This is a genomic window from Mesorhizobium sp. WSM3864, from assembly GCF_002294955.1.
Lineage (GTDB): Bacteria > Pseudomonadota > Alphaproteobacteria > Rhizobiales > Rhizobiaceae > Mesorhizobium.
On record NZ_NSGD01000007.1, the window covers coordinates 237535 to 263657 of the forward strand.

Annotated in this window: 25 protein-coding genes and 2 pseudogenes; 20 read left to right on the top strand and 7 right to left on the bottom strand. The window is 63.8% G+C overall.

Annotated elements, in window-relative coordinates:
• Positions 1 to 69: 69 nt before the first annotated feature.
• The 12 genes and pseudogenes from CK215_RS17425 to CK215_RS32405 form a co-directional block, all read left to right on the top strand.
• Positions 70 to 795 carry a GntR family transcriptional regulator gene (locus CK215_RS17425; protein ID WP_066992221.1) on the top strand — a complete coding sequence of 242 codons (726 nt, stop codon included), beginning with the start codon at positions 70 to 72 and terminating at the stop codon, positions 793 to 795.
• A 2-nt stretch (positions 796 to 797) separates the two neighbouring features.
• On the top strand, positions 798 to 1829 hold the full coding sequence (locus tag CK215_RS17430) for an ADP-ribosylglycohydrolase family protein (RefSeq protein WP_095831642.1): 1032 nt from the start codon (positions 798 to 800) through the stop codon (positions 1827 to 1829).
• The gene (locus CK215_RS17435) at positions 1826 to 2800 is read left to right on the top strand and encodes a PfkB family carbohydrate kinase (RefSeq protein ID WP_095831643.1); all 975 of its coding nucleotides are present in this window, start codon (positions 1826 to 1828) and stop codon (positions 2798 to 2800) included. The genes CK215_RS17430 and CK215_RS17435 overlap by 4 nt, the downstream gene beginning before the upstream one ends.
• A 38-nt stretch (positions 2801 to 2838) precedes the next feature.
• Positions 2839 to 3903 (top strand): ABC transporter substrate-binding protein, encoded by a 1065-nt coding sequence (locus CK215_RS17440; protein WP_095831644.1) that lies wholly within the window; start codon positions 2839 to 2841, stop codon positions 3901 to 3903.
• Between the two features lie 28 nt (positions 3904 to 3931).
• The gene (locus CK215_RS17445) at positions 3932 to 4801 is read left to right on the top strand and encodes an ABC transporter permease (RefSeq protein WP_095831645.1); all 870 of its coding nucleotides are present in this window, start codon (positions 3932 to 3934) and stop codon (positions 4799 to 4801) included.
• The gene (locus CK215_RS17450) at positions 4801 to 5589 is read left to right on the top strand and encodes an ABC transporter permease (RefSeq protein WP_095783985.1); all 789 of its coding nucleotides are present in this window, start codon (positions 4801 to 4803) and stop codon (positions 5587 to 5589) included. The genes CK215_RS17445 and CK215_RS17450 overlap by 1 nt, the downstream gene beginning before the upstream one ends.
• On the top strand, positions 5589 to 6653 hold the full coding sequence (locus tag CK215_RS17455; protein ID WP_095831646.1) for an ABC transporter ATP-binding protein: 1065 nt from the start codon (positions 5589 to 5591) through the stop codon (positions 6651 to 6653). Before CK215_RS17450 ends, CK215_RS17455 begins: the two co-directional genes overlap by 1 nt.
• Positions 6654 to 6747: 94 nt before the next feature.
• Complete coding sequence (locus CK215_RS17460) at positions 6748 to 7860, top strand: Gfo/Idh/MocA family oxidoreductase (protein ID WP_095831647.1); 1113 nt, start codon at positions 6748 to 6750, stop codon at positions 7858 to 7860.
• A 26-nt stretch (positions 7861 to 7886) separates the two neighbouring features.
• Positions 7887 to 8801, top strand: a complete 915-nt coding sequence (locus CK215_RS17465) for a sugar phosphate isomerase/epimerase (protein ID WP_095831648.1) — start codon at positions 7887 to 7889, stop codon at positions 8799 to 8801.
• A 5-nt stretch (positions 8802 to 8806) separates the two neighbouring features.
• Positions 8807 to 9901, top strand: a complete 1095-nt coding sequence (locus CK215_RS17470) for a fatty acid desaturase family protein (RefSeq protein ID WP_170950324.1) — start codon at positions 8807 to 8809, stop codon at positions 9899 to 9901.
• Positions 9902 to 9948: 47 nt separating this feature from the next.
• Positions 9949 to 10263, top strand: coding sequence for a MocE family 2Fe-2S type ferredoxin (locus CK215_RS17475; RefSeq protein WP_067328880.1), 315 nt, complete (start codon positions 9949 to 9951; stop codon positions 10261 to 10263).
• A gap of 3 nt (positions 10264 to 10266) precedes the next feature.
• Positions 10267 to 10404, top strand: a pseudogene (locus tag CK215_RS32405) (3-methyl-2-oxobutanoate hydroxymethyltransferase); the annotation flags it as partial.
• 101 nt (positions 10405 to 10505) lie between these two features.
• On the opposite strand, the gene CK215_RS17485 reads toward CK215_RS32405, so the two are convergent.
• The 3 genes from CK215_RS17485 to CK215_RS17495 form a co-directional block, all read right to left on the bottom strand.
• On the bottom strand, positions 10506 to 11465 hold the full coding sequence (locus tag CK215_RS17485; protein WP_095831650.1) for a glycosyltransferase: 960 nt from the start codon (positions 11463 to 11465) through the stop codon (positions 10506 to 10508).
• Between the two features lie 235 nt (positions 11466 to 11700).
• Positions 11701 to 13206 carry a histidine ammonia-lyase gene (gene hutH / locus CK215_RS17490; RefSeq protein ID WP_095831651.1) on the bottom strand — a complete coding sequence of 502 codons (1506 nt, stop codon included), beginning with the start codon at positions 13204 to 13206 and terminating at the stop codon, positions 11701 to 11703.
• Complete coding sequence (locus CK215_RS17495; protein ID WP_095831652.1) at positions 13203 to 14204, bottom strand: ornithine cyclodeaminase family protein; 1002 nt, start codon at positions 14202 to 14204, stop codon at positions 13203 to 13205. The genes hutH and CK215_RS17495 overlap by 4 nt, the downstream gene beginning before the upstream one ends.
• A 111-nt stretch (positions 14205 to 14315) precedes the next feature.
• On the opposite strand from CK215_RS17495, the gene CK215_RS17500 reads away from it, so the two are divergent.
• Together CK215_RS17500 and CK215_RS31820 are read left to right on the top strand one after the other, a co-directional pair.
• Positions 14316 to 15761 (top strand): DHA2 family efflux MFS transporter permease subunit, encoded by a 1446-nt coding sequence (locus CK215_RS17500; protein WP_095779456.1) that lies wholly within the window; start codon positions 14316 to 14318, stop codon positions 15759 to 15761.
• 5 nt (positions 15762 to 15766) lie between these two features.
• A pseudogene (locus CK215_RS31820) lies at positions 15767 to 15871 on the top strand (amidohydrolase); the annotation flags it as partial.
• A 119-nt stretch (positions 15872 to 15990) separates the two neighbouring features.
• Here CK215_RS31820 and CK215_RS17510 read toward each other — a convergent pair.
• Both CK215_RS17510 and CK215_RS17515 read right to left on the bottom strand, forming a co-directional pair.
• Positions 15991 to 16989: an ABC transporter permease gene (locus tag CK215_RS17510; protein ID WP_066992267.1), complete on the bottom strand. Its 999-nt coding sequence runs from the start codon at positions 16987 to 16989 to the stop codon at positions 15991 to 15993.
• A gap of 41 nt (positions 16990 to 17030) precedes the next feature.
• Positions 17031 to 17774, bottom strand: coding sequence for an ATP-binding cassette domain-containing protein (locus tag CK215_RS17515; protein ID WP_095831691.1), 744 nt, complete (start codon positions 17772 to 17774; stop codon positions 17031 to 17033).
• Between the two features lie 451 nt (positions 17775 to 18225).
• On the opposite strand from CK215_RS17515, the gene CK215_RS17520 reads away from it, so the two are divergent.
• Both CK215_RS17520 and CK215_RS17525 read left to right on the top strand, forming a co-directional pair.
• Entirely contained in the window at positions 18226 to 19215 is a 990-nt protein-coding gene (locus tag CK215_RS17520) for a sugar-binding protein (protein ID WP_066992270.1), read from the top strand.
• 169 nt (positions 19216 to 19384) lie between these two features.
• Positions 19385 to 20152, top strand: coding sequence for a FadR/GntR family transcriptional regulator (locus CK215_RS17525; RefSeq protein WP_095831653.1), 768 nt, complete (start codon positions 19385 to 19387; stop codon positions 20150 to 20152).
• An 18-nt stretch (positions 20153 to 20170) separates the two neighbouring features.
• Here the strand turns inward: CK215_RS17525 and CK215_RS17530 are convergent, their stop codons facing one another.
• On the bottom strand, positions 20171 to 21109 hold the full coding sequence (locus CK215_RS17530; RefSeq protein WP_095831654.1) for an NAD(P)-dependent oxidoreductase: 939 nt from the start codon (positions 21107 to 21109) through the stop codon (positions 20171 to 20173).
• A 157-nt stretch (positions 21110 to 21266) separates the two neighbouring features.
• Here CK215_RS17530 and CK215_RS17535 point away from each other — a divergent pair, with 157 nt between their 5' ends.
• Both CK215_RS17535 and CK215_RS17540 read left to right on the top strand, forming a co-directional pair.
• The gene (locus CK215_RS17535; protein WP_095779454.1) at positions 21267 to 22163 is read left to right on the top strand and encodes an NAD(P)-dependent oxidoreductase; all 897 of its coding nucleotides are present in this window, start codon (positions 21267 to 21269) and stop codon (positions 22161 to 22163) included.
• A gap of 101 nt (positions 22164 to 22264) precedes the next feature.
• On the top strand, positions 22265 to 23041 hold the full coding sequence (locus CK215_RS17540; RefSeq protein WP_095779401.1) for a FadR/GntR family transcriptional regulator: 777 nt from the start codon (positions 22265 to 22267) through the stop codon (positions 23039 to 23041).
• 46 nt (positions 23042 to 23087) lie between these two features.
• Here CK215_RS17540 and CK215_RS17545 read toward each other — a convergent pair whose 3' ends face one another.
• Positions 23088 to 23375, bottom strand: a complete 288-nt coding sequence (locus CK215_RS17545; protein ID WP_095779400.1) for a DUF3175 domain-containing protein — start codon at positions 23373 to 23375, stop codon at positions 23088 to 23090.
• A gap of 256 nt (positions 23376 to 23631) precedes the next feature.
• Between CK215_RS17545 and CK215_RS17550 the strand changes: the two genes are divergently transcribed.
• Together CK215_RS17550 and CK215_RS17555 are read left to right on the top strand one after the other, a co-directional pair.
• Positions 23632 to 24804: an MFS transporter gene (locus CK215_RS17550; protein ID WP_095831655.1), complete on the top strand. Its 1173-nt coding sequence runs from the start codon at positions 23632 to 23634 to the stop codon at positions 24802 to 24804.
• 235 nt (positions 24805 to 25039) lie between these two features.
• Positions 25040 to 26122 (top strand): substrate-binding domain-containing protein, encoded by a 1083-nt coding sequence (locus CK215_RS17555; RefSeq protein WP_095831656.1) that lies wholly within the window; start codon positions 25040 to 25042, stop codon positions 26120 to 26122.
• Position 26123: the final 1 nt, after the last annotated feature.

Sequence of the window (26123 nt, forward strand, 5' to 3'; positions counted from 1 at the left end):
GGCCGTTGACGCTTCGTCTCAGATACGATAATGAACAGGACTATACAGGTTCATTGAACAGGTATCCATATGGCCCGTCGCGCGACGCAACTCACTCCCGGCACGGGCAAGCCCGAGCAGATCGCGACGGTTCTGGAGCACGAGATCCGCTCAGGCGTGCTCGGCTTCGGCGATCGCCTGCAGAGCGAGAACGAGCTCGTCCAGCGCTTCTCGGTCAGCCGCAACACGGTTCGCAAAGGGCTGGAAGAGCTTTCAAGCCGCGGCCTCATCACCACCAAGGTCGGCATCGGGTCCTTCGTCACTTTCGACGGCATGCCGGTCGATGACGCGATCGGCTGGTCGCGCGCGCTCGCCAATGCGGGCGCCAATGCCGAAACCCGGACGCTTAGGCTCGAGATCATCGAGGATGCCGAGCTCGCGGCAAAGCTCGGTGTCGAGAGCTCGTCTTTCATCGCCGTCGATCGCGTCCGTACCAATGCCGATGACGGCCATGCGATCTCGATCGAACGCAGCCGCCTGCCACTGTCGCCCGAGCTGGAAGACGTGCCGCTGCGCGGGCTTCGCGAAGGCTCGCTGCACCAGACGCTGCGCGGGGCAGGGCTGGTGTCCGACCATGGCGAGGAGTGGGTCGACATCGAGATGCTCAGCGCTGCTGATGCCGCCATCCTCGATTGCGCGCCGGGCACGCCGTTCCTCAGGACGCGGCGGCTGACGCGCGCCGCCGACGGCCGCGCCATCGAATTCGTCACCAGCCTGCTCAACCCGGCGCATTTCGCGCTGCATCTGGAGTTCTGAGCATGGCGGCCGACGCGATCGACCGGGCGATGGGCGCGCTGATCGGCGGCGCGCTTGGCGATGCGCTGGGCATGCCGACACAGCTTCTGTCGCCCGCCCGCATCGCCGAGCTCTATGGCCATGTCGAGGGTTTCGTTGCGCCCGCCGTCGACCATCCGGTGTCGAAGGGGCTGCCGGCAGGTGCCATCACCGACGACACCGAGCAGGCCCTGCTGCTCGGCCGCATCCTGGTCAGCTCCGGGAATCGCTTCGACCATGCGCGATGGGTCAACGCGCTGCTCGACTGGGAGCGCGACGTCAAGGCGCGTGGCAGTTACGACCTGCTTGGACCGTCGACCAAGCGGGCCATCGACGCCATCAATAACGGCGTGCCGGCGGAAGAAGCGGGGCGAACTGGCGACACCAACGGCGCCGCGATGCGGATTGCGCCGGTCGGCATTATGATCCGCCCGGAGCCGCTCGATGCCCTGGTTGCGAAAGTCGCGGAAACCTGCCGGGCTACGCACAATACGTCGATTGCGATTGCCTCCGCAGCCGCAGTTGCTGCCGCGGTCAGTCTCGGTGTTTCGGGCGCCGACTGGCGCGCTGCTTCCGGCCATGCCGTCGCGGCGGCAAAGCTTGGTGCCGCGCTCGGTCACTGGGTCACCGGCGGCGACATCGCCGAACGCATCCTCTGGGCGCAGGAACTTGTGCGCGGGAAGGGCGACAAAGAGGCGATCCGGTTGATCGTTGACCTGATCGGCACGGGGGTCGCCAGCCAGGAGTCGATTCCTGCAGCATTCGCCGTGCTGGAGGTTGCCAACGGGGATGCGTGGCGAGCGGCAGTGATCAGCGCCAATCTCGGCGGCGACACCGACACCATAGGCGCCATCGCCGCGGGCATGGCGGGCGCCTGTTCGGGCCTGTCGGGCCTGCCGCAAGATCAAATCGCGGGACTGAAGGGCATCGATCTCGCGGAGGTCGAGCCGTTGGCCAATGATCTTGTCGCGGCGCGCATGCCGAAGGCCCGTGGCGGCAAGGAGGACGCCGCATGAGCGGGCGCCTCGCTCATGTCGGCAGCGCGGTGGTCGACTATGTCTATCGCATCGACGCTCTCCCGGCGGCGGGCAGCGAAAAGACCGCGACGAGCTATTCGCGCGTCGCCGGCGGCGGCTTCAACATGATGGTCGCGGCGAGCCGCACCGGCATGAAGGTGGTGTTCGGCGGACAGCTTGGCATCGGGGCAGACGGCGACTTCCTGCGCGCGGCTTTCGCCGCTGAAGGCATCGAGACGCTGACGCCGCCGTCACCCTTGATGGACAGCGGCAATTGCGTCGCCATGATCAGCAGCGATGCGGAACGCACCTTCGTCTCATGGCCGGGCGCGGAGAGCGTGCTGACACCGGACATGATGGTGCCCGTCCAAGTCATTCCGGGCGATTGGGTTTTCACCTCCGGCTATACGTTGAGCTACCCTGGCAGCCGCGAAGCGCTCGTCGACTGGATCGAGGCGCTGCCGGAGGAAGTTCCCGTAGTCTTCGATCCGACGCCTGTGATCGGGGAGATTCCGCGCCCGATCCTGGAAAGGGTGCTTGCCCGCACCGACTGGCTGAGCTGCAACGCCGACGAGGCCGCCGCAATAGCCGGCCGTGGCGACGCGCAGACCGTCGCGATCCGGCTTCTGGCCGAACACTGCCCAAAAGCCGCGGGCGTCGTGATCCGCGCCGGCGCGCATGGCTGCCTTGTGCGGCTGGCAGAAGGCGGCACGCACGCGATCCCCGGCTTCGCGGTCAGCGCCGTCGACACCAATGGTGCCGGCGATACGCATATCGGCGCCTTCGTCAGCGCATTGTCGCGCGGCCTGTCGCCCTGCGAAGCGGCGCGCTACGCGAACGCCGCGGCGGCCGTTTCCGTCACGCGTCATGGCGGCTCGTCCGCGCCGACCGACAGCGAGATCCAGGAATTCCTAAGTCATCGCGATCAAGGAACGATAGCGCATGGCCGGGAGGACGCGACTGCAACTTAACAAGCCCATCAACCGGGCCAACAATGAGAGGAAAAAACATGCGCATGCCCAGACTCACCGCTTTTCTGACGGCGACCGCCGTCTTCGTCTCAGCATTCACGTTTGCCGCCCAGGCCGCCGAAGAAGTGCATGTGCTCAACTGGAAGGGCTACGGCGCCGACGAGCCATGGGCGGTCGCCAACTTCGAGAAGGCGACCGGCTACAAGGTCGTCAATGACTTCTTCAACTCCGAACAGGAGATGCTGACCAAGCTGAGGACCAATCCCGGCCTCTACGACGTCGTCATGATCAACGCCGCCTTCAACGACCAGGCGATGGCCGGCAAGCTGATCCAGCCGATCGATACGTCGAAGCTCTCCAACTATGCCGATATCGCCAAGGACAAGGCCGGCTCGCCGATGCTGAACCATGACGGCAAGGTCTATGGCGTGCCGTGGGTATGGGGCCTGACCGCTCTAGCCATCAACGAGAAGTCGTTCGACAAGCCGCCGACGAGCATCGCCGAGATGTGGGATCCGGCACATAAGGGGCGCGTCATCATCCGCGACGACGCCGTCGAGGCGGTGCAGTTCGGCGCCATCGCATCGGGCCAGAACATCAACGACATCAAGGATATGGGCGCGGTCAAGGCGAAGCTCACCTCGCTGATGCCGCAGATCAAGACCTTCTGGAGTTCGGAGAACGACTGGAACCAGATGGTTGCCTCCAACCAGATCGATATCGGCACCTATTGGAGCGGCTCCGCCGACCGCGCCAAGACTCATTTCAAGCTGCCGGTCTCGCTGGTCATTCCGCAGGAAGGCGCCGTCGCCTGGCTCGACGCCTTCTCCATCCCGGCCGGTTCCAAGAATGTCGCCGGCGCCGAGGCCTTCATCAACTACATGATCGACCCGAAATTCTATGTCGAATGGGTCACCAAGGTCGGCGCGCCGGTTTCGGCCAACACCAAGGCGGTCGAGGCGCTGCCCGAGGACGCATTCAACCGAAAGGTCATGGGCAGCCCAGAGGTCGCCAAACGTATCCAGTTCCAGGCGCCGGTCACCGATGAGCAGCGCGAGAAATACCTGGCACTTTGGCAGGAGCTGAAGGTCGACGTGAAATAGTTGGCGTCTTACGGGGAGGAGAGGCATCATGGCTGAGCAGCTCGCGACCGGTTCGCGCCGCGGACTGCGGCCAGCCCTGCCGCTTCTGCTTCCCGCTTATCTGTGGCTGACGGTAGCGATCTTTCTGCCGCTGTCGGCCATGGTGTTCTTCTCCTTCATGACCGACCTGCCGCTGGCCGGGAAGGAATGGTCGTTCACGCTTGGCAACTACGCCGCCTTCTTCTCGCAAAGCCTTTATCTGACGCTTCTTCTGGCCTCGCTGCGGCTCGGGCTCGAGGTCACGCTTTGGTGCGTCGTCATCGGCTATCCGGCGGCTTACGTGCTGGCGAAGGTTCTTAAAGGCCGCAGCCGCGAGGCGATCTTCCTGCTGGTCATCCTGCCTTTCTGGTCGAACGGGCTGGTGCGCATCTTCTCCTGGGCCATGGTGCTGCGTGAGGGCGGCATTCTCGACACCACGCTCAATGCCGTCTTGCCGTTCAAGATCAATATCGATCTCATGTATTCCTACCCGGCGGTCATCATCGGCCTGGTGCACTCCTACGTGCCCTATATGGTGCTCACCTGTTACCTCACGCTGCAGGCGATCGACGACTCGCTGATCGAGGCGGGCCGCTCGCTCGGGGCTTCGCGGCTGCAGATGCTCAAGCGGGTGATCATCCCGCTGTCGATGCCCGGCCTGATCGCGGGTGCGGCGTTGATCTTCGTGCCGGTGGTGGGCTCCTTCATGGAGCCGCGCATCCTCGGCGGCCGCACCGGCACCTTCTACGGCACCGTCATAGAGGACCAGTTTGTTGCCGTCTTCAACTGGCCGCTGGGCGCGGCGCTCTCCTTCATCCTGCTTGCCGTAGTGCTGGTCATCCTGGCGCTCACGGCACCGGTCTTGCGGAGGGCCGGCTGATGGCGACGACGCGCATTCTGGAGTGGGTCGGGCGCTTTTACATCTTCCTGTTGCTCGGCTTCCTCTATCTGCCGATCATCATCATGGCGCTGATGTCGTTCAACGCCTCGCCTTTTTACCAGCTGCCGTTCGAGTGGACGACGGACTGGTATGCTTCGCTCTGGCAAAACGACCAGCTGATCGCGGCGACCTGGAACAGCATCGAGATCGCGATCATCACCACCGTCATCTCGACGGTGCTCGGGTCAGCCGCCTCGCTGGCGCTCTACCGCTACGAGTTCCGCGGCAAGAAATTCCTGCAGGCGCTGCTCTTCCCGCCGATCGCCATTCCGTGGCTGATCACCGGCACCGCGATGCTGATCTTCTTCTTCGGCATCGGCATCGGTCGCGGGCTCATCGCCATCCTGCTCGGCCATGTCGCGCTGGCGCTGCCCTACGTCATCGTGGTCGTGTCCGCCCGCCTGCAAACCTTCGCGCCGGAGCTGGAAGAAGCGGCGCGTTCGCTCGGCGCCAATCAGTGGCAGGTTACCGTGCGTGTAACTTTGCCCTGGATCATGCCTGGCGTGATCGCCGGCGGACTGTTCGCATTCGCTGTCTCCTTCGACCAGTTCGTGGTCTCGTATTTCCTGTCGACGCCAGGCCAGACGACGCTGCCGGTCGAAATCTACGCCGCGATCCGCAAGGGATTCACGCCCGAGATCAACGCGGTGTCGACCATCATCATCGTGGTGTCGATGGCGCTCATGCTGCTGACGGCGCGCTTCTTCAAATTCGGCGGAGAGAAATAATGGCCGGCGTCCAGGTATCGAACGTCTCCCGCAGTTTCGGCGCGCACAAGGCGCTGGACGACGTCTCGATCGACTTTCCGGATGGCGGCTTCTATGCCTTGCTCGGCCCTTCCGGCAGCGGCAAGACCACGCTGCTCAGGCAGATCGCCGGCTTCGACTTTCCCGATAGCGGCCGCATCGCCATCGGCGGCGAAAGCGTCGAGCGCGTGCCGGTGGAAAAGCGCCGCATCGGCATGGTGTTCCAGAACTATGCGCTGTTTCCCAATATGAGCGTCGCCGACAATGTCGCTTTCGGCCTTTCGGTGCGCGGCGAAGCTAAGGCGACCATCGCAACGGAAGTGCAGCGGGCGCTGGATCTTGTGCAACTCGGCAAGCTCGGCGGCCGCCGGCCGCACCAGCTCTCGGGCGGCCAGCGGCAGCGTGTGGCGCTGGCGCGCGCCATCGTCACCAAGCCGCGCGTGCTTTTGCTCGACGAGCCGCTCGGCGCGCTCGACAAGGCGCTGCGCGTCGACATGCAGATCGAGCTGAAGCGCATCCAGCGCGAGATCGGCATCACCACCATCTTCGTCACCCACGACCAGGAAGAGGCGCTGACGATGAGCGACCGCATCGGCATATTGCGCGACGGCAGGCTGGTGCAGGAGGGGCCGCCGGAGGAGATCTACGACCGGCCGCAAAGCGAGTTCGCCGCGACCTTCCTCGGCGACGCCAACATCTTTCGCGGCGATGCGACCGGCAACGGCATCAGGCTGCCCGACGGTACAGCAATCGCCGCTGCGTCGGGTGCGTCTCTCTCGGCCGGCGCCAAGGCGAGCTGCGCCGTGCGGCCCGAGCGCATCCAGATTTCAACCGGCTCTGCAACGTCCGAGGCGGGATATGCCAACACGGTCAGGGGCCAGGTTTCAAAACGCATCTTCGCCGGCAACAACAGCAGCTATTTCGTCGACCGCGATGGACAGACGCTGAAGGTCATTGTCCAGAACACCGGCGCCGACCGGCTGGCCGAAGGCCAGGAAGTGATGCTCAGCTGGTCGCCGGAGAGCACGGTGCTGATCGCCGCGTAAGCCGGATCCCCGGTCCCTGATGGGAAATGATGGCGCGGCCCTTGGCTGCCCGCCTGATCCTGGCGTTAAATCCAGTCCTCGACGGGAGGAATGGATGGCGAGCATGGAGTTCGAGCCGGACGTGAAAGTCCGGGTCAAGGACTACCGGATCGGCTGCATCGGCGCCGGCATGATCATGGCCGAGTGCCATCTCGCCGCCTACGCGCAAGCCGGCTTTCCGGTGGTGGCGATCGCCTCACGAACCAGGGCTAATGCCGAAAAGGTCGCCGGCCGCTGGGGCATTCCGACCGTCTGCGATACGCCGGAGCGGCTGATCGAAGACAGCCGCGTCGAGATCGTCGACCTTGCCTTCCCGCCGGACCAGCAGCCCGCGCTGATCCGCCATGCACTGAACCAGCCGCACATCAAGGCGATTCTGGCGCAGAAGCCACTGGCGCTCTCGGTCGAGGAAGCGGTGAAGCTGCGCGACGAGGCGGCGGCCTCCGGCAAGATCCTCTCGGTCAACCAGAACATGCGCTACGACCAGTCGATGCGCGTCTTGAAGCAGATCATCGATAGCGGCGCGCTGGGCGAGATCGTCTTCGCCGAGATCGACATGCATGCCATCCCGCACTGGCAAACTTTCCTCGCCGGATATGACCGGCTGACGCTCGCCAATATGAGTGTGCACCACCTCGACGTGCTGCGCTTCCTGTTCGGCGACCCTGACGAAATCACGACGCTGACGCGCAGGGATCCGCGCACCAAGTTCGAACATTCCGACGGCATCACCGTTTCGACGCTGCGCTTTCCCTCCGGCGTGCTCGCGGTGTCGCTGGAGGACGTCTGGTCCGGCCCGCGTCAGGAAGGCTATTCCGACGACCAGCACATCGACTGGCGCGTCGATGGTACCAAGGGTGTCGCCAAGGGCACGATCGGTTGGCCGAAGGGCGTCGCCTCGACGCTGACCTACGCCTCGACCGAGACGACCGGCGGCAAATGGATCAGCCCGAGCTGGGAGACGATGTGGTTTCCGCATGCCTTCATCGGCGTCATGGAGCAGCTGCAATATGCGCTCAAGACCGGCACGCCGCCGGCGCTTTCCGTTGCCGACAACGTCAACACCATGGCGCTGGTGGAGGCCGGTTACCGGTCGATGGCGGAGGGCCGCACCATCAGGCTGTCCGAAATCCCTGTCGACCAGGCGACTAAGAAACAGGGCAATTGAATCGCTTATCGGGAGGACTTCACCTCATGATGCAGGCAGGTATCTTCACAGGCTATTTTCCGTATGAGCTCGAGGAGGTCGCCAGGCGCATCCGGGCGCTCGATTTCAACACCGTGCAGCTCGACCTGCATTTCAAGGATATCGACCTCTCGGCCGGACAGATCACCAGGGACAAGGCGAGGCCGGTGCGCGATACGTTCCGCGACCACAACCTGCCGGTTTGCTGCGTGTCCGGCTACACGAACATCATCCACCCGGACAGGGCCGAGCGCGAGCGGCGGCTTGCCTACCTGAAGGAGATCATCCGGAACGCGCGCGATTTCGGCTCGCCTTACGTGATCTCGGAAACCGGCACCTACAACACCGAATCCGACTGGGTGCATCATCCGAAGAACAAGACCGAGGAGGGTTTTGAGGAGTGCCGCAAGGTGATCTCGGATCTTGCCCAGACCGCCTACGACCACGGCGCGGTGTTCCTGCTCGAAACCTACGTCAACAACGTTGTCGGCTCGGTCGAGGAGACGGTCAGGACGTTCGCTCAAGTCGATCATCCCGGCCTCGGCCTGTTGATGGACCCGACGAACTATTTCGAGGCGCACAACATCGACCGCATGGATCAAGTGCTGAACCAGGTGTTCGACACGCTGACGGACAAGATCAAAATCGCGCATGCCAAGGACGTGAAGCGTTCGGGCGGCGACAGGACGGAGAAGCATGCCGACATCGGCGACGCGGAGGCGCATGAGGGGCTGACCTTCCGCGGCGTCGGCGAGATCGAACTGCCGGCGCCGGGGCTCGGCGTGCTGAATTACGATCTCTATCTCAAACGTCTCAGCGAAAAGCACCCGAACATCCCGGTGATCATCGAGCATCTCGACGAGGAGGACGTGCCGCGCGCCAAGAAATTCCTCGACGGGAAATTCCGCGCCAACGGGCTTTAATGACGATGACGACCACCGGTACGAAGCGCGACTACAGCCTTGTCGGCGAGAGCACGCGGCTTGCGATAGAGACCGGACTTGCATCGGCCGAGTGGTACCGCACCGACGTGCCGCGCAAGGTGATGAAGGAGCTGATGCAGCGTTGCGACGGGCCGGCGATCCGCGATAGCGTCATCTGGATCTCGGCGATCCTGGGCTCAGCCGCCGGCATTATCTGGTTCTGGGGCACGTGGTGGGTCGTGCCATTCATGTTCGTCTATGGCGTGCTCTATGGCTCGTCGAGCGACTCGCGCTGGCACGAATGCGGGCACGGCACCGCGTTTCGCACGCGCTGGATGAACGATGTCGTTTATCACATCGCCTCGTTCATGCTGATGCGCAATCCGGTGCAGTGGCGCTGGAGCCATGCCCGTCACCACACCGACACCATCATTGTCGGCCGCGATGCCGAGATCGCCGTTATGCGGCCCCCGGACCTCATCAAAGCTGCGCTCGCCTTCACGGGCATTCTCGACTTCCGCTATTCGCTGCCCACGCTGGTGCGCCAGGCCTTCGGCAAGCTGTCGGACGACGAGAAGAGCTACATTCCGGAGATGGAGCAGCACAAGGCGGTGATCGCGGCGCGCTGGCACATCGCGGTATACGTCGCGACGATCGCTGTCGCGATCGCGCTTGGGTCATGGATACCGCTGATGCTGATCGGCCTGCCGCGGCTCTACGGCACCTGGCACATGGTAACGACCGGCCTGCTGCAGCATATCGGGCTGGCCGACAACGTCACCGACCATCGGCTCAACACGCGCACCGTCTACATGAACCCGATAAGCCGGTTCATCTACTGGAACATGAACTACCATGTGGAGCATCACATGTTTCCGATGGTGCCCTACCACGCGCTGCCCAGGCTGCATGAGCTGGTCAAGCACGATTTGCCGGAGCCGAACCCGTCGATGTGGCATGCCTATCGCGAGGTCTGGCCGGTGCTGCTCAGGCAGCTGAAATACGAGGACTACTTCCTCAAGCGCGAATTGCCGCCGACGGCCAAGCCCTATCGCGGCGAATTCCACGATCTCGACATAACGGCTGCGGCTGCCGAATAAGGTCGGTGCGCGCGGCAGTTGCGCGAACCCAATCAGGAGAGGACAAGATGCCGGAGTGGGTCGAAGCGTGCGCGGTGGGCGACGTGGACGAGGAGGACGTGATCCGCTTCGACCATGGCGGCCGCACCTTCGCGATCTACCGCTCGCCTGACGACGAGTTCTTCGCCACCGACGGTTTCTGCACGCATGAAAAGGCGCATTTGGCCGACGGGCTGGTGATGGACGACATCATCGAATGCCCGAAGCATAATGGCCGCTTCAACTATAAGACCGGCCAGGCCAAGGGCGCGCCGGTCTGCGTCAACCTCAAAACCTATCCAGTCAAGGTCGAGGCCGGCAAGGTGATGATCGATATCGGCTGAAGGCAAGCGGAGCGCATCGCGGCGTTCTCGGAAAATGTCGGCGACGTCAACAGCGGCGCCTATCCGGAAGACCGGCACATCGTGCATATGGATCCAGACGAGCTCAGGCGTTTCATGAAGAAAGTGGACGCAAGAGTCTGAACGGGCACTGCGATGGGTCTGCCTGGTTCGCTGCCAAGTGCGGCAGGTATTGGGCCGGCCTCGCGGCCCGAGCCGGTAAGCTTTCGTCGAGAGATCGGCGCCTATTTCCGTGCCTTGACCACGCCCATCAGGACCTCCGGATAGGTTGCGGCCATCATCCCCTGGTCGGCCTGCGCGGCAAAGATGGCGGTGCACCGTTCGGCGTTGAAGCGGAAACGGCGTCTGTATTTTTCCTTATTGAGAATAATCCCGGAGAGGCCGTCGAATTTGCGGAGCAATCGCTTGCGCAGACCTCTCGTCCAGAGCGGACGCTTGAACCGATCGAGCCAGGGCGTATCTTTCGCCAGGTTGCGATAGATCGCCATCGCGGCGAGTTCCACTCCTTCAGGGCTTGGCCACCACGGCTTTCCAAAGGTGAAATGACGCGCGAAGGCTCTACTGAAGGGTATCTGGCTGGAATAGTTGGTCTGCAGATTCCAGAGCGGATGCATCGTTTGCCAGCGTCCGGCAAACGCTATGTTGAGCGCTCCCTGATCGAGCTTCGGTACGCGCCGCAGCGCCAGTTCGCGCGCCCGCTCCAAGAGCCCCTCGGCGCGGATCATTGGCATGTTCAGCACCAGTATGCCGGCGTTGAAATGCGATGAGCCGGGCTCCATCTCAAGAGACACACGGCAGCTCGGATCGAAATAGGTCTGTTCGTCATGGGCCGCCAAGAGTGGGGCATTCAGTTCAACATCGGCCAAGTCGGTGATCGACCGGTTGAAGATAACATCGGTGTCCACATAGACGAGCCTGTCGTAGGGCTCGAATACCGCCAGCTTGTCGGCAAGCAGGCGAATGTAGGTTGCTACGCTGAGGTGACCGGGATCGAAATCGAATTCCTTCATGAGATCGGACACGTCGACGATCTTGACGGCAGCGCCGAGCAATCGGTCCGCGACCGGCAAATCCTCAGTTCCGGCGCCGATATGAAGGATGAAACCGTCGATAGGCGCAGATACGTCCAGTATGCGCCGCGCGCCCAGAACGGCGTATGGGAAATTTTTTGCGTCTGCCGCCAAGACGAAGCAGGAACGATGCAATTGAGCCACCCCTTATATGCCCTTGGCTCTTCATATCCGAACTCATCGTGCAACCCAAGAGGGTGCCGAGGGGCGCGGCCAGCGGGCCCATAAGCGGCGGAGCCCGGCCATCCGATTCGGGGCGAGCGGCCAGTTGGCCTGAGGGTTGGCTTGGGCGGGTGGTGATCTCGATCTGTCGTTGGTGGTCCGCAACGATGCGGTGCCCTGATCTCGTCTAATCGAGCAGTATTTGGTGCACCGCAGGGAGCCAATACCCGTCGGCGAGCACCGCGTGGAGCGCATCGGCATGGGATCCGAGCGGCCGGTCTTCCTTAAGCGTCGGCACATGGGCGCGGACGGCCGCGTGGATCGCGCTGGTGGCCGGTGCAAGAATGAGCCCTTCGCGAAGATCGACGGCCTGTGCGGCGGCCATAAGCTCCAGGGCGATCAGCCGCCGCCACAGCACGATCATCTCGGCGCGTTTGGCGACGGCGAGGGGAGTCTGCGTCGCATGATCCTCGACGCCCTCGGACACGGGCAGGAAGTCGAGCATCACCGGATTGGCCTTGTGGCGGATGGCGGCCAGGATCGCCGTCACCGTCTTCTGCAGCGGCACGAAGCCGGCGGACGCGCCGCCGATTGGCGACAGATATTTCGGCAAGCCGTGGCGAGTTGAGCCGGTGAGCTGGATGAAGCGCGCGGCCGACGCCGCCGCGCATTGCGCAATCGCCAGACCTAGCGTCTCGAAGGCCAGCGACAGCGAGGCGGTGTGGAAATTGCCGGTCGACAGCACGAGTGAGTCGTTGGCGAGCACCAGCGGGTTGTCGGCGGACGCGTTGAGCTCGATCTCGACCGCGAGCCGGGCATGGTCGATCGCCTGGATGAGCGCGCCGTGGATCGAGGGCATGCAGCGGATCGACAGCGGATCCTGAAGGGTGGTCGGCGCGGGCGTCCCGTCGCGGGTGAGCAGGTCGCGCAACGCCTTTGCCGCCACCTGCTGGCAGGCGGCTGGACGCGCCAGATGCAGGCGCGGGTCAAGGATGGTGCGGTTGGCCCCGAACGCTTCCATGGTGAGCGCGCCGGCCTGCTCCTGCTGTTCGAGTGCCGACAGCGCGTCGAGGAGCGCCAGCGCGCCGGCGCCGGTGGAAACCGCGGAAGCGTTGATCAGCGACAGACCATCCTTCGGTGCCAGGCTGACCGGCGCAAGCCGCGCCATCATCAGCGCCTTTGCCGAAGGCATGCGCCTGCCCTGATAGTCTGCATCGCCTTCGCCGATCAGCGTGTGGGCTATCGCGGTCATCAGCACCAGGTCGCCGGCGCCGATCGAACCCAGCGACGGCATCACCGGATGGATGCCGGCGTTGAGCAGATCGACAAGCGCGGTGAGGACATGCGGCGACAGGCCGGAGCCGCCGGCGGAAAGCATGGCGATGCGGGCAAACATTGCGGCGCGCACGAGCTGGGCGGGCAATGGGTTTCCCACCGCAGCTCCGCGTCCGTCGAGAAGCTGGCGCTGGAAGGCACCGGCATCGCCTTCGACAGCCGTGCCGAGATTGGCGCCCAGCCCGGTGTTCAGCCCATAGATCTGCTGGCCGCCGGCGGCGGCGTCATCGAGGACCTGGCGGGCCTTGCCGAGTTTCTCGATGACCGCCGGCGTGATCTCGACCTTGCCTGCACTGCGCGCCACGGCGGCCACGTCCTCGATGCTGACGCCGGCGCCGGTGAGAACGAGCGGGGTCATGCGAAACGCAGCCTCTGGCCGATGCCTTGTTCCGCGGCTTTGGCTAGCAACGCCTTGCCGAGCGCGATGTCGGAGAGCGACAGACCCCGGTGCCAGAACAGGATCGTCTCGCCGTCGCTTTGCCGGCCCGCTTTGTGCCCGGCAGCGATCTGGCCGAGCTCGGCATGCAGCGTCGCCTCGCTCAGCCGTCCCGTCTCGACATGGGCGCGTAGCGAGCCGAACTTGCCGCCCTTGCACTGACCCCAGTCGTCGACGACGATCTTTTGCATGATGTCGGTAAGCGAAAGCTCCACCGCGCTCATTGTGCCGTAGGGCACGACCAGCGCGCCGCGCTTGATCCAGGCGGTCTTGAGCAGGGGTTGCGGTTCCGGCAGCCGCGAGGCCTCGACAACGATGTCGGCGCCTTCCACGCAGCTCTTCCAGTCGGCAACGGCGATAACCGGCTTGCCGAGGTCGGCGGCAAGCTTCGCGGCGAAAGCGTCGCGGCTTTCGGGGCGGCGCGAATGGACGCGGATCTCGTCGAAGTCGAACAGGTGATCGAGCAGTCGCACGTTCCAATAGGCGGTGCCGCGCGCGCCGATATGACCGAGCACCCTGGATGATTTCTTCGCCAGATGCTTGGCGCCGATGGCGGTGACCGCGCCGGTGCGCATATCGGTGATGACGGTGGCGTCGAGGATGGCGCGTGGCGCGCCGGTGCGCGGGTCGAACAGGTTGAGTATGCCGAATTCGGACGGCAGGGAGTGCAGGTAGTTGTCAACATAATCGCCGACGATCTTGACGCCGGCCGCATCGAGCGGCGCCACATAGCCGCGCAGCACGTTGAAATGACCGCGGAAGGACGGATCCGGCTCGAGATGGACGCGCGGCTCGATCACCGTCTGGCCCTTGCCCTGGGCGACGAGCCCGGCTTCAACGGCGCCGATGATCTCGGCATCGCTCAGGCCAAGGGCTTCAATGTCGAGAGCATTGAGGTAGTCGATATAGATCGGCTTCATGCATTTCCCTCGTCCGGCCCGCGCTCATCCATAACAGGCGGCGGGCCGACACGAAAGTTTGTTGGATAAGCTCTGGACTGGTTCAGCCTTATGCTGTTCAACCGGCGCGTCATGACCAGCATCCCCGACAATGAAGCCGTATCCCAACTCGTGCCGACGGCGGCGCGCCAGGCGCGGCGCGTCGCGCTGATCGTTGCCGTCGCCTTCTTCATGCAGTTGCTGGATTCGACGATCATCTCGACGTCGCTACCGCAGATGGGGCAGTCATTCGGCGTGCCGGCAGTGGCGATGAGCATCGGCATCACCGCTTACATGTTGACCATGGCGGTGTTCGTGCCGTTGTCGGCCTGGCTTGCCGACCGGTTTGGCGCGCGCAACATTTTCCTCGTCGCGATCGGGCTGTTCACGCTGGCGTCGATCGCCTGCGGCTACTCACAGAGCCTGACGCAATTCGTTGCCGCCCGCATCGTTCAGGGCCTCGGCAGCGCCTTGATGACGCCGGTCGGCCGCATCCTGGTGCTGCGCAACGCCGCCAAGTCCGAATTGCTCGCCGCCACGGCGCTGATCACCTGGCCGGCCTTGTTCGCGCCGGTGATCGGGCCGATGCTCGGCGGCTTCATCACCACCTATCTGTCCTGGCACTGGAACTTCTTCATCAACGTTCCGCTCGGCCTCGCCGGGCTGCTGCTTGTCGCGCGCTTCGTTCCGGGCGATCGCGAATCCGAGACTAGGCCGCTCGACTGGCCGGGATTCTTCCTCACCGCGCTCGGCCTCGCCGCGATGCTCTATGGGCTGGAACGGCTTGCGCATCCCGAGGATGGCATGCTGCCGACAGTGGGCCTGGTTGCCGCCGGCGTCGCGGTCGGCTGGTTCGCCGTGCGGCACTTGCGGCGGGTGACGCATCCGCTGCTCGACCTGTCCCCCTTCAAAGTGCCGACCTTCGCCATCTCCACGCTCTCGGCGGGCACGATCTTTCGCGTCGCCATCAACGCCACGCCGTTCCTGCTGCCGCTGCTCTTCCAGGTCGGCTTCGGCATGCGGCCGGTGGACGCCGGCCTTCTGATCCTGGCCTACTTCCTCGGCAACCTCGCGATGAAAGCGGTGACCACGCCGACGCTCAGACTCTTTGGCTTCCGCCGGGTGCTGGTGGTCAACGGGGTGATTGCCTCGCTTGCAATCGCGGCGTGCGGCGTGATTTCGCCGCAGACACCGCTGGCACTTGTCGTGGCGTTGATGCTGGTCGCCGGTCTGACGCGCTCGATGCAGTTCACGGCGCTCAACACGCTTGCCTTTGCGGATATCGGCGCGCCGCAGCGCAGCTCGGCCGCGACTTTGTCCAGCATGCTGCAGCAGGTGGCGATGCTGTTTGGCGTGGCCGTGGCCGCGGCGATCCTCAACCTGTCGCAGATCGTGCGCAGCGGCGCGGCGCCCAACCTAATAGACTTCAGGATCGCCTTTTTCGCGATCGGCCTGCTCGGGCTGGTGGCAGCGATGCGTTTCCTGACCCTGCCGGCCAGTGCGGGTGCAGAGGTCTCAGGCCATACCGGGCGGGACTGAAATGGGCTTGGAAGGCCGGCCTGCGCACGCCCGCGGCGGCACCGAACTTCTACGGCAAACTGTCGGGGCTCGGCACTTTTGTGCATCGCAATGACCCGGAGCTCATCGCCTCTGGCCCCGTCAAGGCGTGGAGGAATGACGGCCGCTCCGCACCGACCAGCTGGGCGGATTTTCAGACTGAGCAGGGGTCTCCCCTTCTCCACAAGAAGGGAGAAGGGAAGGTTGCTCTCTAATCGCTGCGCCTAAAATTACGGATGCGGTCGAACAGCACCGCCAGGATGATCGCGCCCCCGATGAAAGTGCCTTGCCAAAAGGCGTTGATGCCGAGCAGGCCGAGGCTGTTGCGGATGACCTCGATCAGGGCGGCGCCGACGATGGCGCCGAACGCGGTGCCGACGCCGCCGGCGAGGTCGGCGCCTCCGATGACGGTCGCGGCAATCACCTGCAGCTCCATACCGTTGCCGAGATTGGTGGTGACGGCGCCGAGCCAGCCGGTCTGGATGATGCCGGCGAGACCGGCCGAGAGCGCCGAGATCATGTAGACTGCGACCTTGATCTGGCGCACCGGAACACCGGTCAGCGTGGCCGCATGCTCATTGCCGCCGATGGCGAAGATATGCCGGCCGAACTTGGTCCAGCGCAGGATGAAGCCGGTGATCAACGCCAAAAGGATCATGTAAAGCACCGGATTGGCAATGCCGAACACCCAGGCGCCGCCGCCCAGCGCCAGAAGCTTGTCGTGGTCCGGCCCGAACTGGAAGACGACGGTGTTGTTGGAGGCGACCATGGCGAGGCTGCGCGCCACCGACAGCATGCCGAGCGTCACCACGAAGGGTGGGAAACCGAGATAGGCGATGAGCACCCCGTTGAAGGCGCCGATGGCTAAAGCGGTGACGATCGAGGCCAGGATGCCGATTTCGATCGAATAGCCGGCATGCATGGTGACGGCCAGCACCATCGAGCACAGGCACAGCACCGAGCCGACCGACAGGTCGATGCCGCCGGTGATGATGACGAAAGTCATGCCGAGCGCCACGATGGCGACGAAGGTGATGTTGCGGGTGATGTTGAAGAGGTTCTTCTGCGTGGCGAAAGCGTCGGTCGCGAAGGACAGGAACAGGCAGGCGAGGATAACCGCGATCACCACCCAGAAGGTCTGGTTGGCAAAGAGCCGTGAGAAGAATGTGTGCTGCTTCTGCGCGATCGTCTGGTCAAGGGTGACTGCCATTATCGACCTTTCCTGAGGCGTTGGACGCCCGATCCACGCGATTACGCAACCTGTTCGATGGCGCCGGTGATCAGCCCGGTGACTTCTTCCGGCGAGCTCGAGGCGATCTTCTTGTCGGCGACTTTCCTGCCGCGCCGCATAACGATGACGCGGTCGGCGACATCGAAGACGTCGGGCATGCGGTGGCTGATCAGCACGACGGCGATGCCCTGGTCGCGCAAGTGGCGGATCAGGTTCAGTACCTCCGCGACCTGCCTGACCGAGATCGCCGCCGTCGGCTCGTCCATCAGCACGATCCTGGCTTGCGACAGCATGGTGCGGGCGATCGCCACCGCCTGGCGCTGGCCGCCGGACATCTGCTTGACGAGATCGCGCGGCCGCGTCTCGGATTTCAGTTCGGCAAAGAGCTGGCTGGCGCGCTTGTACATCGCGGCGTAGTCGAGAATGCGGAAGGGGCCGATGCCGCGGCGCAGTTCCCGGCCGAGATAGACATTGGCGGCGGCCGTCAGATTGTTGCAAAGCGCCAGGTCCTGATGAACGATCTCGATGCCGTGCTGGCGGGCCTCGGCCGGCTTGTGCAGGATCAGCTCCTTGCCGTCCATGTGCATCGTGCCGTGACTGGGGCGGAAATTGCCGGCGATCATCTTGACCAGCGTCGACTTGCCGGCGCCGTTGTCGCCCATCAGGCCGACGACCTCGCCGGCCTCGAGCGTGAACGAGACGTCGTTCACCGCCTGGATGGCGCCGAAATGCTTCGAGATGTTGGCAAGTTCGAGAACCGACACCAGCCTTAAGCCTCCCCGTTTTCGTCCCTCGACTGCCTTGCCATAATTGCCGGCGCCGCAGGGGCCTCGCGCCTCCAACTCCTCCCGAGCAGGTGCGATAGACTCATTTAGGCAAATGCGGCCATGGGCGTCAATCAATTGTCGGGCGATTAATTTCGAGTCCCGTCGAAAAATCGGTTTTGTAGGACAAATAGCAATTGACGTTGGCAGCGAGCCGTTATTAGCTAGCATTGGAGGAAGAATTTTTCCGTCGCGAAATCGCTGCTCGGCGTGACGCGATGGGCAAGATTCAGGATCCGGCCGGCGCCCATTCGAGCTGGAACGGATCGGCAAATGCTTGTCGGCCTGGCTTGAGACACGAACTTTCGAGCCTATTCCGCGTGTTGCTTGCATCCGGGCCGATCGGTGTGGCGGGCACGTCGTGTCCGTCTGTTTTCAAGGGAGGACTGATATGAGGAAATCACTTTTGCTCGCCGCCGTCGCCGCCATGGCGCTGGGCGCCGGGCCGGCTTTGGCCAAGAAACAGCTCGTCATTGTCGTAAAGGGCCTCGACAACCCGTTCTTCGAAGCCATCCATCAGGGCTGCGAGAAGTGGAACAAGGAGAACGCAAGCTCCGAATATGAATGTTTCTACACCGGCCCGGCATCGACGTCGGACGAGGCCGGCGAAGCCCAGATCGTGCAGGACATGCTGAGCAAGCCGGACACGGCCGCAATGGCGATCTCGCCGTCCAACGCGCCGCTGATCGCGCAGACGATCAAGAGCGCCAATCCGTCGATCCCGATCATGACGGTCGATGCCGATCTCGCCAAAGAAGACGCCGCGCTTCGCAAGACCTATCTCGGCACCGACAATTATCTGATGGGCAAGCGGATCGGCGAATACATCAAGAAGGCCAAGCCGAATGGCGGCACGATCTGCACGATCGAGGGCAATCCGGCCGCCGACAACATCCTGCGCCGCGCGCAGGGCATGCGCGATGCGCTGTCGGGCAAGGAAGGCCTGCCGGCGCTCGCCGGCGAAGGCGGCTGGACGGAAGTGGCGGGTTGCCCGGTGTTCACCAATGACGACGGCGCCAAGGGCGTGCAGGCGATGACAGACATCCTGGCCGCCAATCCGAAGCTCGACGCTTTCGGCATCATGGGCGGCTGGCCGCTGTTCGGCGCTCCGCAGCCCTATCGCGACCTGTTCAAGCCGATGGCCGACAAGATCGCCAAGAACGAGTTCGTCATCGGCGCCGCCGACACGATCGGCGACGAGGTGGCGATCGCCAGGGAAGGCCTTGTGACCGCACTGGTCGGCCAGCGGCCGTTCGAAATGGGCTACAAGGCGCCGTCGGTGATGCTTGACCTCATCCAGGGCAAGAAGGTCGACGATCCGGTCTTCACCGGGCTCGACGAATGCACCAAGGATACGGTCGACACCTGCATCCAGAAGTAGGCTTCGATCCCCGGGGCGCCCTTCGAAGGGCGCCCCTCCACTTTCGCTAGGACTATGGACGCGGCCTTGCCGGGGCGGCGGAGCCAAGAGTTTTGCGCCCAGAATCTTCTTATCCGGCAGAGTTTTTGCGGGAGTCTTGGAGCCCGCGACAGGAGGCACCGGAACTTGGATGCCACGGGAAAAGTCTGGAAAGCGCTTAGCCGAGCCTGCACAGGCGGCCACGATACGACGACCCGAGGCGACGCGGATCGCCGGCCTCAGCGTGCACGCGTCGCTCGCCGGCGAGATCGGCCTCAGGATCGTGCGCGGCGACTATCCGCCCGGAACTGTCCTGCCCAACGAAGCCAAATGGTCGGAAACGTTCAATGTCAGCCGCTCGGCGGTGCGCGAGGCCATCAAAATGCTGATGGCCAAGAGCCTGCTCGCGTCCCGCCCCAAGATCGGCAGTTGGGTCGAGCCGAGGGAGCGCTGGAACCTGCTCGACCGCGACGTGCTCGCCTGGTACGCGACCTCGCCTGACCGCGAGGTGTTTCTCAGAACGGTGCAGGAGTTCCGCCATATCATCGAGCCTGAGGCGGCCGCCTTCGCGGCGCTGCGGCGCTCCGACGAGCAGATGGTCGAAATCAGCCAGGCGTGCCGCGAAATGGGAGAGGCGGCGCATATCCAGGAGCGCACGCGCGCCGATACCCGGTTCCATCTCGCCATCCTGCGCGCCTCGGGCAATGAGCTGCTGGTGCCGCTTGGCGTGCTGATCGAATCGGCGCTCGATCATCTCTTCATCTTCGTCACGCGCGAGCACAGCGACCAGCGGCGGGCCCAGTCCCTGCACGAGGCGATCGAGCGGAACATCCGCCTGCAGCGCCCGGCCGCGGCGAGAAGCGCGGTGCACAGGCTTCTCGCCAATACCGACGAGGTGATCGAGCTCTCGAGACGCTGACAGGCTTGGCCGCGGCTTTCAGATCGTCTGCTTTTTGCCGTCCTTCGACGGCATCAGGTCGACGCCGTTGAGCTTGCCGATATGGGTGGCCAGCATCGGCACATACTGCTCGGCCGGCCCCGCCGCGAAGGCGGTCGCGAACGAATTCTTGGTGGCGTTGCCAAGCGGATTGGCGATACCGGCAGCGCCGGCCATCGATTCCAGATAGGTCAAATCCTTGAAGGCATTGGCGATGGAGAATTTGTGGGCGTCGCGGTCGCCTTCCAGCGTCCAGCGCATGAAGGTCTGGTAGAAGCCGCAATCCATGCGGCCGTTGCGGATCACGCTGTCGAAGCGGGGCGGCGAGATGCCGACCTTCTGCGCCAGCGCCAAGGCTTCCGAATAGATCGCCGCGTAGCCGAGCGAGATGAAGTTGTTGAGCAGCTTCATGCGGTGGCCGTCGCCGGTGTCACCGATATGGACGATGCGGCCGGCCCAGGTTTCGATCACCGGCTTCAACCGTGCGAACACCGCGTCTGGCGCGCCGACCATGGCGTCGAGCGTGCCTTCCCAGGCCTCCTTCGGCGTGCGACTGAGCGGCGCGTCGACATAGTCGACGCCGAGCGCCTTGAGTTCGGCTGCCAGCGCGACGGTGGAGACGGGATCGGATGTCGAGCAATCCACGACCACGCAGCCTTGCTTCAGACCTTCCTTCAGCCCGCCGGGACCGCGGATGATCGCCTCGACCTCACGCGAGCCGGTGACGCAGATGAAGACGATGTCGGAGACCGCTGCCACTTCTTTGGACGTGGCCACTTCCTTTGCGCCGCGGCCGAGCAGGTCATCCGCCGGCTTGCGGTTCTTGCGGCCGAGGAAGGTGAGCGGATAGCCCTTGTCGACGATGTTCTTGGCGATGCCATGCCCCATCAGGCCGAGGCCGATGAAACCGATGTTTTCGCGGGCAGCGGTGGTGGTCATGTCGTTTCGTCCCTTGTCTTTCCTGATGGTCGGCGCCGGCGCGACCGGCCGGCGAGCTTTGCTGGAGAAGGTTTTCGCGGATCGCGGTTGGCAGGCCGTTGCTGAATGCCATATTGTCTGACAATACACACAATCCTTGAGAAATGTGGAGAGCAAAATGACGAAGCGGATCATGTTCACCGGCGGCAGCGGCAAGGCCGGCCGCCATGTCGTGCAGTATCTGGTCGAGCATGGCTGCCAGGTGCTCAACATCGACACCAAGCCGCTCGACAACGCGAAGGTGCGCACGCTGATCACCGACATTACCGACAGCGGCCAGGTGTTCAACGCGCTGTCGAGCTATGCCGGGCTACATGAATTCGATCCATCGCTGCGCGCACAGCCGGTCGACGCCGTGGTGCATTTTGCCGCCATCCCGCGGATCATGATCACGCCGGACAACGAGGTGTTCCGCATCAACGCGATGGGCACCTACAACGTCATCGAAGCGGCGGTGAAACTCGGCATCCGCAAGGTGATCATCGCCTCCAGCGAGACGACCTACGGCCTGGTCTTCGCCAACGAGCCGCGCAACCCGACGCATTTCCCGCTCGACGAGGACTATGACGTCGATCCGATGGACAGCTACGCCCTGTCCAAGATCGTCAACGAAAAGACGGCGCGCGCCTTCGCGCTGCGCAGCGGTTTCGACATCTATGCGCTGCGCATCGGCAACGTCATCGAGCCGCATGAATATGCGCTGTTCCCGAAATGGTTTGCCGATCCCGGTTTCCGCAAGCGCATTGCCTGGAGCTATATCGACGCCCGCGATCTCGGCCAGATCGCCTTGCGCGCCATCGAGAAGGATGGGCTGGGCTATCAGGTGTTCAACGCCGCCAATGACGAGACCTCGTCCGATCTGCCGACGGCCGAGCTCCTGAAGCGTTTCTATCCAGGCGTGCCGGTGAAAGCCGAGCTCGGTGAATTCGAGACGCTGCTGTCCAACCGCAAGGCGCGGGACGTGCTCGGCTTCCGCCCCGAACACAGCTGGCGCAAATACGTCAAAACAGCGTGAGGGCCGACAAACATAGGTTGAGCTGTGCACAGCGCGGCGTCTGGCGGCAAAGCCGGCCTTGCCGCGCTTGACAGCTTCTGAAAACCGGACTTTCTGGGCATATGCGGGACGCAAAGCCGAACAACGAAAAGAGGCCGACGAAAGCGGCATCCGCCGAGCGTATGGCTGGCGTTCGCCGGCCGGACGCGCCGCGCATCCCTGGCGCCAGCGTGCATACCTCGCTGGCCAGCGAAATCGGCCTTCGGATCGTGCGCGGCGACTATCCGCCGGGCACCATCCTGCCCAACGAAGCCAAATGGTCGGAGACTTTCGACGTCAGCCGCTCGGCGGTGCGCGAGGCGATCAAGATGCTGATGGCCAAGAGCCTTCTGGCATCACGTCCGAAGATCGGCAGCTGGGTTGAGCCGAAGGAGCGCTGGAACCTGCTCGACCGCGACGTGCTCTCCTGGTACGCGACGTCGCCGGACCGTGAAGTCTTCCTGAAGACGGTGCAGGAATTCCGCCACATCATCGAGCCCGAGGCGACGGCTTTTGCCGCAATGCGGCGCACCGATGAGCAGATGGCCGAGATCAGCCAGGCCTGCCGCGAGATGGGCGAGGCGACCAATCTGCAGGAGCGGACGCGCGCCGACACCCGCTTCCACCTGGCCATTCTCCGGGCCTCCGGCAACGATCTCCTGGTGCCCCTGGGCGTCCTGATCGAATCCGCCTTCAATCATCTCTTCGCCTATACGACACGCGAGCTGGACGATCTGCAGCACGCCCAGAAACTGCACGAAGCGATCGAGAGGAACATCCGGCTGCAGCGGCCGGATGCGGCGCGCAACGCCGTGCGCAAGCTGCTCGCGAATACCGACGACGTCATCCGCTCGCGTTAGGGCCTACCGATACCCGGGTGAGGCCCGGTCCGACCTCGACAAGTCCTTAGTCTTCCTTTTCGCGCCCGAATGCGACGCGCAACTCGTCCTTGGCCTTTTCCAGAACTCGCTTCCGCTTCTCCGGCAGGTTCCTGCCGGCGCGGTTGATGTAGAAATTCAACATCGACATCGCCGACCGGAACGGCTCTGCCTTGCGGCGATGGCTGTGCTCAGCCGAGCGCTTCAGCGACGCGGCGATCCTCTTGGCATCGTCGGATTCGAAAATGTGCTCCTCGAGATCCAGTGCATCGCTGTGCGCGGTGACTTCGGCCGACCATTTTTTCCTGGCGGTCATGGCGAACCTCCTTCCTGGGGCACAACTCTCCCTTGGGCATAACGCTCTCCTGGGGCAAGAACTCTGGGCGGCAAGGCCGGTTCCCGATTTCTGGAGCCACGGATTTGTCCCTTGTGGCGCTGCTCGGCACCGGGAATGCGCCGATACTTGGTGGTGTGAAACCGCCCGATCACCAACAAGCGCGGACAGGAAAGGTGTGACGACAACCGTCTCCAGCCGGGCAGATGGCCCCAGCATCGACAGCGCCTATGCATGGATGCGGCTCGGCGTCTCGATGCTTTTATCGACGATCGGCGGCGCCGGCATGTGGGCGGTGGTCGTCGTTCTGCCCGCCGTGCAGGCCGAATTCGGCGTCGACAGGGCCGCGGCTTCGATGCCTTATACCGCGACCATGGTCGGCTTCGCCGCCGGCAATATGCTGGTCGGACGCGCCATCGACCGCATGGGTTACTGGATCCCGGCGCTCGTCTCTGCGATTGCGCTCGGCGCGGGCTTCCTGCTGGCCTCGCTGACCAACTCGATCCTTGCGTTCACCCTTGTCCAGGGGCTTCTGATCGGACTCGGCACATCGGCGATCTTCGGCCCGTTGATCGCCGACATCTCGCACTGGTTCAACCGGCGCCGCGGCGTCGCGGTGACCGCGGCCGCATCCGGCAGCTATCTTGCCGGAGCAGTCTGGCCGACGGTGATGCCCTATGTCATGCAAGGCGAAGGCTGGCGGTTCACCTATGCCGCGATCGGCATCTTCTGCCTCGCCACCATGGTGCCGCTGGTGCTGATGCTGCGCCGCGGCGCGCCGCGCGAAGCCACCCATGGCTCGTCGGGAAGTCGGCCGACGCAGCCAATCTCGCTGTCGCCGGCGGCGTTGCAGATGTTGCTGGTGATTGCCGGCTTCGGCTGCTGCATGGCGATGTCGATGCCGCAGGTGCATATTGTCGCCTATTGCATGGACCTCGGCTACGGCGTCGCGCGCGGCGCCGACATGCTGTCGATCATGCTGGCGGCGGGCGTTGTCAGCCGCATCGGCTCAGGTTTCCTCGCCGATCGCATCGGCGCGGTGAAAACCTTGATCATCGGCTCGGCGCTGCAATGCCTGTCGCTGCTGTTCTACATTCCCTTCGACGGGCTGGCTTCGCTCTATGTGGTGTCGCTGGTGTTCGGCCTCTCGCAAGGCGGCATCGTTCCCTGCTATGCGATCATCGTGCGCGACTACATGCCGGCCAAGGAAGCCGGCCAGCGCGTCGGCATCGTCCTGATGGCGACGATCTTCGGCATGGCCGTCGGCGGCTGGATGTCGGGCTGGATCTACGATCTAACCGGCTCCTATGCCGCGGCCTTCCTCAACGGCATCGCCTGGAACCTGGTCAATCTCGCGGCGATTTTGCTGCTTATGTGGAAGGCGAGGCGAGGCGCGGAAGCGCCGGCCTGATTTCCGCCGGCAACCCTGGCCATTGCAAGCTTGTCTACCGGCGCAAAGGGAGAGTCAGGCGGGGCCGGGCCGTACTCGTCCGTGCTCTTTCGCATGACGTCGCGCCCGAATACTGGCTATTTACTTGGAAAGGCTTTGGGCGGAATATTGCGAAAGTGGGAGGAAGCACTCGGAAAATCTCCTGAATAAATGCGCTCGAACGGCTTCCGCCCGTTGAATGCAAGGGAGGATAATCATGAGACGTACTTTCCCGCTCGCGGCATCCGCCGCGGCGTTGTTGCTCGGCGTGCCCTCCGCCTTCGCGCAGTCCGGCGGCGTCGAGAAAGCAGTCGGCGGCTACAGCTTCGAGGAAGCCGCAAAGGAAGCCCCCACCACCAAGGATTTCCATTCGGCCGATGGCCATCTCACCTTCGCCATCGTCACACATACGGCCGGCAACGGCTTCTTCGATCCGGTCTATGTCGGCGCAACCGCCGCCGGCAATCTGATCGGCGCCAAGATACTGCTGCTCGGCTCGGAATCTCCGACCGACGACCCGGCCCGCGAGATCGAAATCCTGAATCAGATCGTGCAGGATCCGACGATCGACGGGCTGATCATGACAACGCCCCAGGTCGGCGCCTATAACGACATCGTCAAGGCCGCCGCGGCCAAGGGCATACCGGTAGCAACGACCAATTCCTTCGACGGCACGATCCTCGACCGCAGCGGCATCAGCCACACCGGTCAGGACGCCTCCGCCGCGGCGATCGCCGGCGAGGCACTCGTCAAGTGCCTGGCGGACAAGGGTATCGAGAAGGGCTCGATCGTTCTGCCGTCATCGACCGCGATGGGCAACATCGAGGTGAACAATCGCGTCACCGCGGCCTTCAACGCGATCGTCAAAGGCCTGAAGGATGCCGGCAAGCTCGAGGCCTTCAAGGTCGACGCAGGTCCCGAGAACACCGGCATCGACACCAATCCGAACGATCCGGTGAACGGCATCGTGACGCTGTTCGAGTCGCGCGGTGATGTTGTCGGCGCCTTCGCCGGCAATAACGTGTTCACGCCAGCGCTGGCCAAGGCCGTCGCCCAAACCGGAAAGACCGGCAAGATCTGCGCCTATGGATTCGACCTCGGTCCGGCGCAGCAGGATGCGTTGAAGAGCGGCGACCTGACCGGCGCGCTCGGGCAGCAGCCCTTCCTGCAGGGCTTCTATCCGGTCATGCAACTCTATCTGCAGATCGATCGCGGCGTCGCGGCCGCCAATCTCGACACGCGCGCCCAACTGGTGACGCAGGAGACCGTTGGAAAGGTCGGCAAGCGTTTCGAGAACTGAA

What these genes read in the sequence shown, in the direction of transcription:
- CK215_RS17535 (WP_095779454.1), top strand. Translation starts at nt 21,267, where the DNA reads ATGACGAAGCGGATCATGTTCACCGGCGGCAGCGGCAAGGCCGGCCGC.
- CK215_RS17525 (WP_095831653.1), top strand. Translation starts at nt 19,385, where the DNA reads ATGCCACGGGAAAAGTCTGGAAAGCGCTTAGCCGAGCCTGCACAGGCG.
- CK215_RS17465 (WP_095831648.1), top strand. Translation starts at nt 7,887, where the DNA reads ATGATGCAGGCAGGTATCTTCACAGGCTATTTTCCGTATGAGCTCGAG.
- CK215_RS17435 (WP_095831643.1), top strand. Translation starts at nt 1,826, where the DNA reads ATGAGCGGGCGCCTCGCTCATGTCGGCAGCGCGGTGGTCGACTATGTC.
- CK215_RS17450 (WP_095783985.1), top strand. Translation starts at nt 4,801, where the DNA reads ATGGCGACGACGCGCATTCTGGAGTGGGTCGGGCGCTTTTACATCTTC.
- CK215_RS17475 (WP_067328880.1), top strand. Translation starts at nt 9,949, where the DNA reads ATGCCGGAGTGGGTCGAAGCGTGCGCGGTGGGCGACGTGGACGAGGAG.
- CK215_RS17530 (WP_095831654.1), bottom strand. Translation starts at nt 21,109, where the DNA reads ATGACCACCACCGCTGCCCGCGAAAACATCGGTTTCATCGGCCTCGGC.
- CK215_RS17540 (WP_095779401.1), top strand. Translation starts at nt 22,265, where the DNA reads ATGCGGGACGCAAAGCCGAACAACGAAAAGAGGCCGACGAAAGCGGCA.
- CK215_RS17430 (WP_095831642.1), top strand. Translation starts at nt 798, where the DNA reads ATGGCGGCCGACGCGATCGACCGGGCGATGGGCGCGCTGATCGGCGGC.
- CK215_RS17440 (WP_095831644.1), top strand. Translation starts at nt 2,839, where the DNA reads ATGCGCATGCCCAGACTCACCGCTTTTCTGACGGCGACCGCCGTCTTC.
- CK215_RS17520 (WP_066992270.1), top strand. Translation starts at nt 18,226, where the DNA reads ATGAGGAAATCACTTTTGCTCGCCGCCGTCGCCGCCATGGCGCTGGGC.
- CK215_RS17510 (WP_066992267.1), bottom strand. Translation starts at nt 16,989, where the DNA reads ATGGCAGTCACCCTTGACCAGACGATCGCGCAGAAGCAGCACACATTC.
- CK215_RS17495 (WP_095831652.1), bottom strand. Translation starts at nt 14,204, where the DNA reads ATGAAGCCGATCTATATCGACTACCTCAATGCTCTCGACATTGAAGCC.
- CK215_RS17550 (WP_095831655.1), top strand. Translation starts at nt 23,632, where the DNA reads ATGCGGCTCGGCGTCTCGATGCTTTTATCGACGATCGGCGGCGCCGGC.
- CK215_RS17545 (WP_095779400.1), bottom strand. Translation starts at nt 23,375, where the DNA reads ATGACCGCCAGGAAAAAATGGTCGGCCGAAGTCACCGCGCACAGCGAT.
- CK215_RS17460 (WP_095831647.1), top strand. Translation starts at nt 6,748, where the DNA reads ATGGCGAGCATGGAGTTCGAGCCGGACGTGAAAGTCCGGGTCAAGGAC.
- CK215_RS17455 (WP_095831646.1), top strand. Translation starts at nt 5,589, where the DNA reads ATGGCCGGCGTCCAGGTATCGAACGTCTCCCGCAGTTTCGGCGCGCAC.
- CK215_RS17470 (WP_170950324.1), top strand. Translation starts at nt 8,807, where the DNA reads ATGACGACCACCGGTACGAAGCGCGACTACAGCCTTGTCGGCGAGAGC.
- CK215_RS17425 (WP_066992221.1), top strand. Translation starts at nt 70, where the DNA reads ATGGCCCGTCGCGCGACGCAACTCACTCCCGGCACGGGCAAGCCCGAG.
- CK215_RS17555 (WP_095831656.1), top strand. Translation starts at nt 25,040, where the DNA reads ATGAGACGTACTTTCCCGCTCGCGGCATCCGCCGCGGCGTTGTTGCTC.
- CK215_RS17445 (WP_095831645.1), top strand. Translation starts at nt 3,932, where the DNA reads ATGGCTGAGCAGCTCGCGACCGGTTCGCGCCGCGGACTGCGGCCAGCC.
- hutH (WP_095831651.1), bottom strand. Translation starts at nt 13,206, where the DNA reads ATGACCCCGCTCGTTCTCACCGGCGCCGGCGTCAGCATCGAGGACGTG.
- CK215_RS17500 (WP_095779456.1), top strand. Translation starts at nt 14,316, where the DNA reads ATGACCAGCATCCCCGACAATGAAGCCGTATCCCAACTCGTGCCGACG.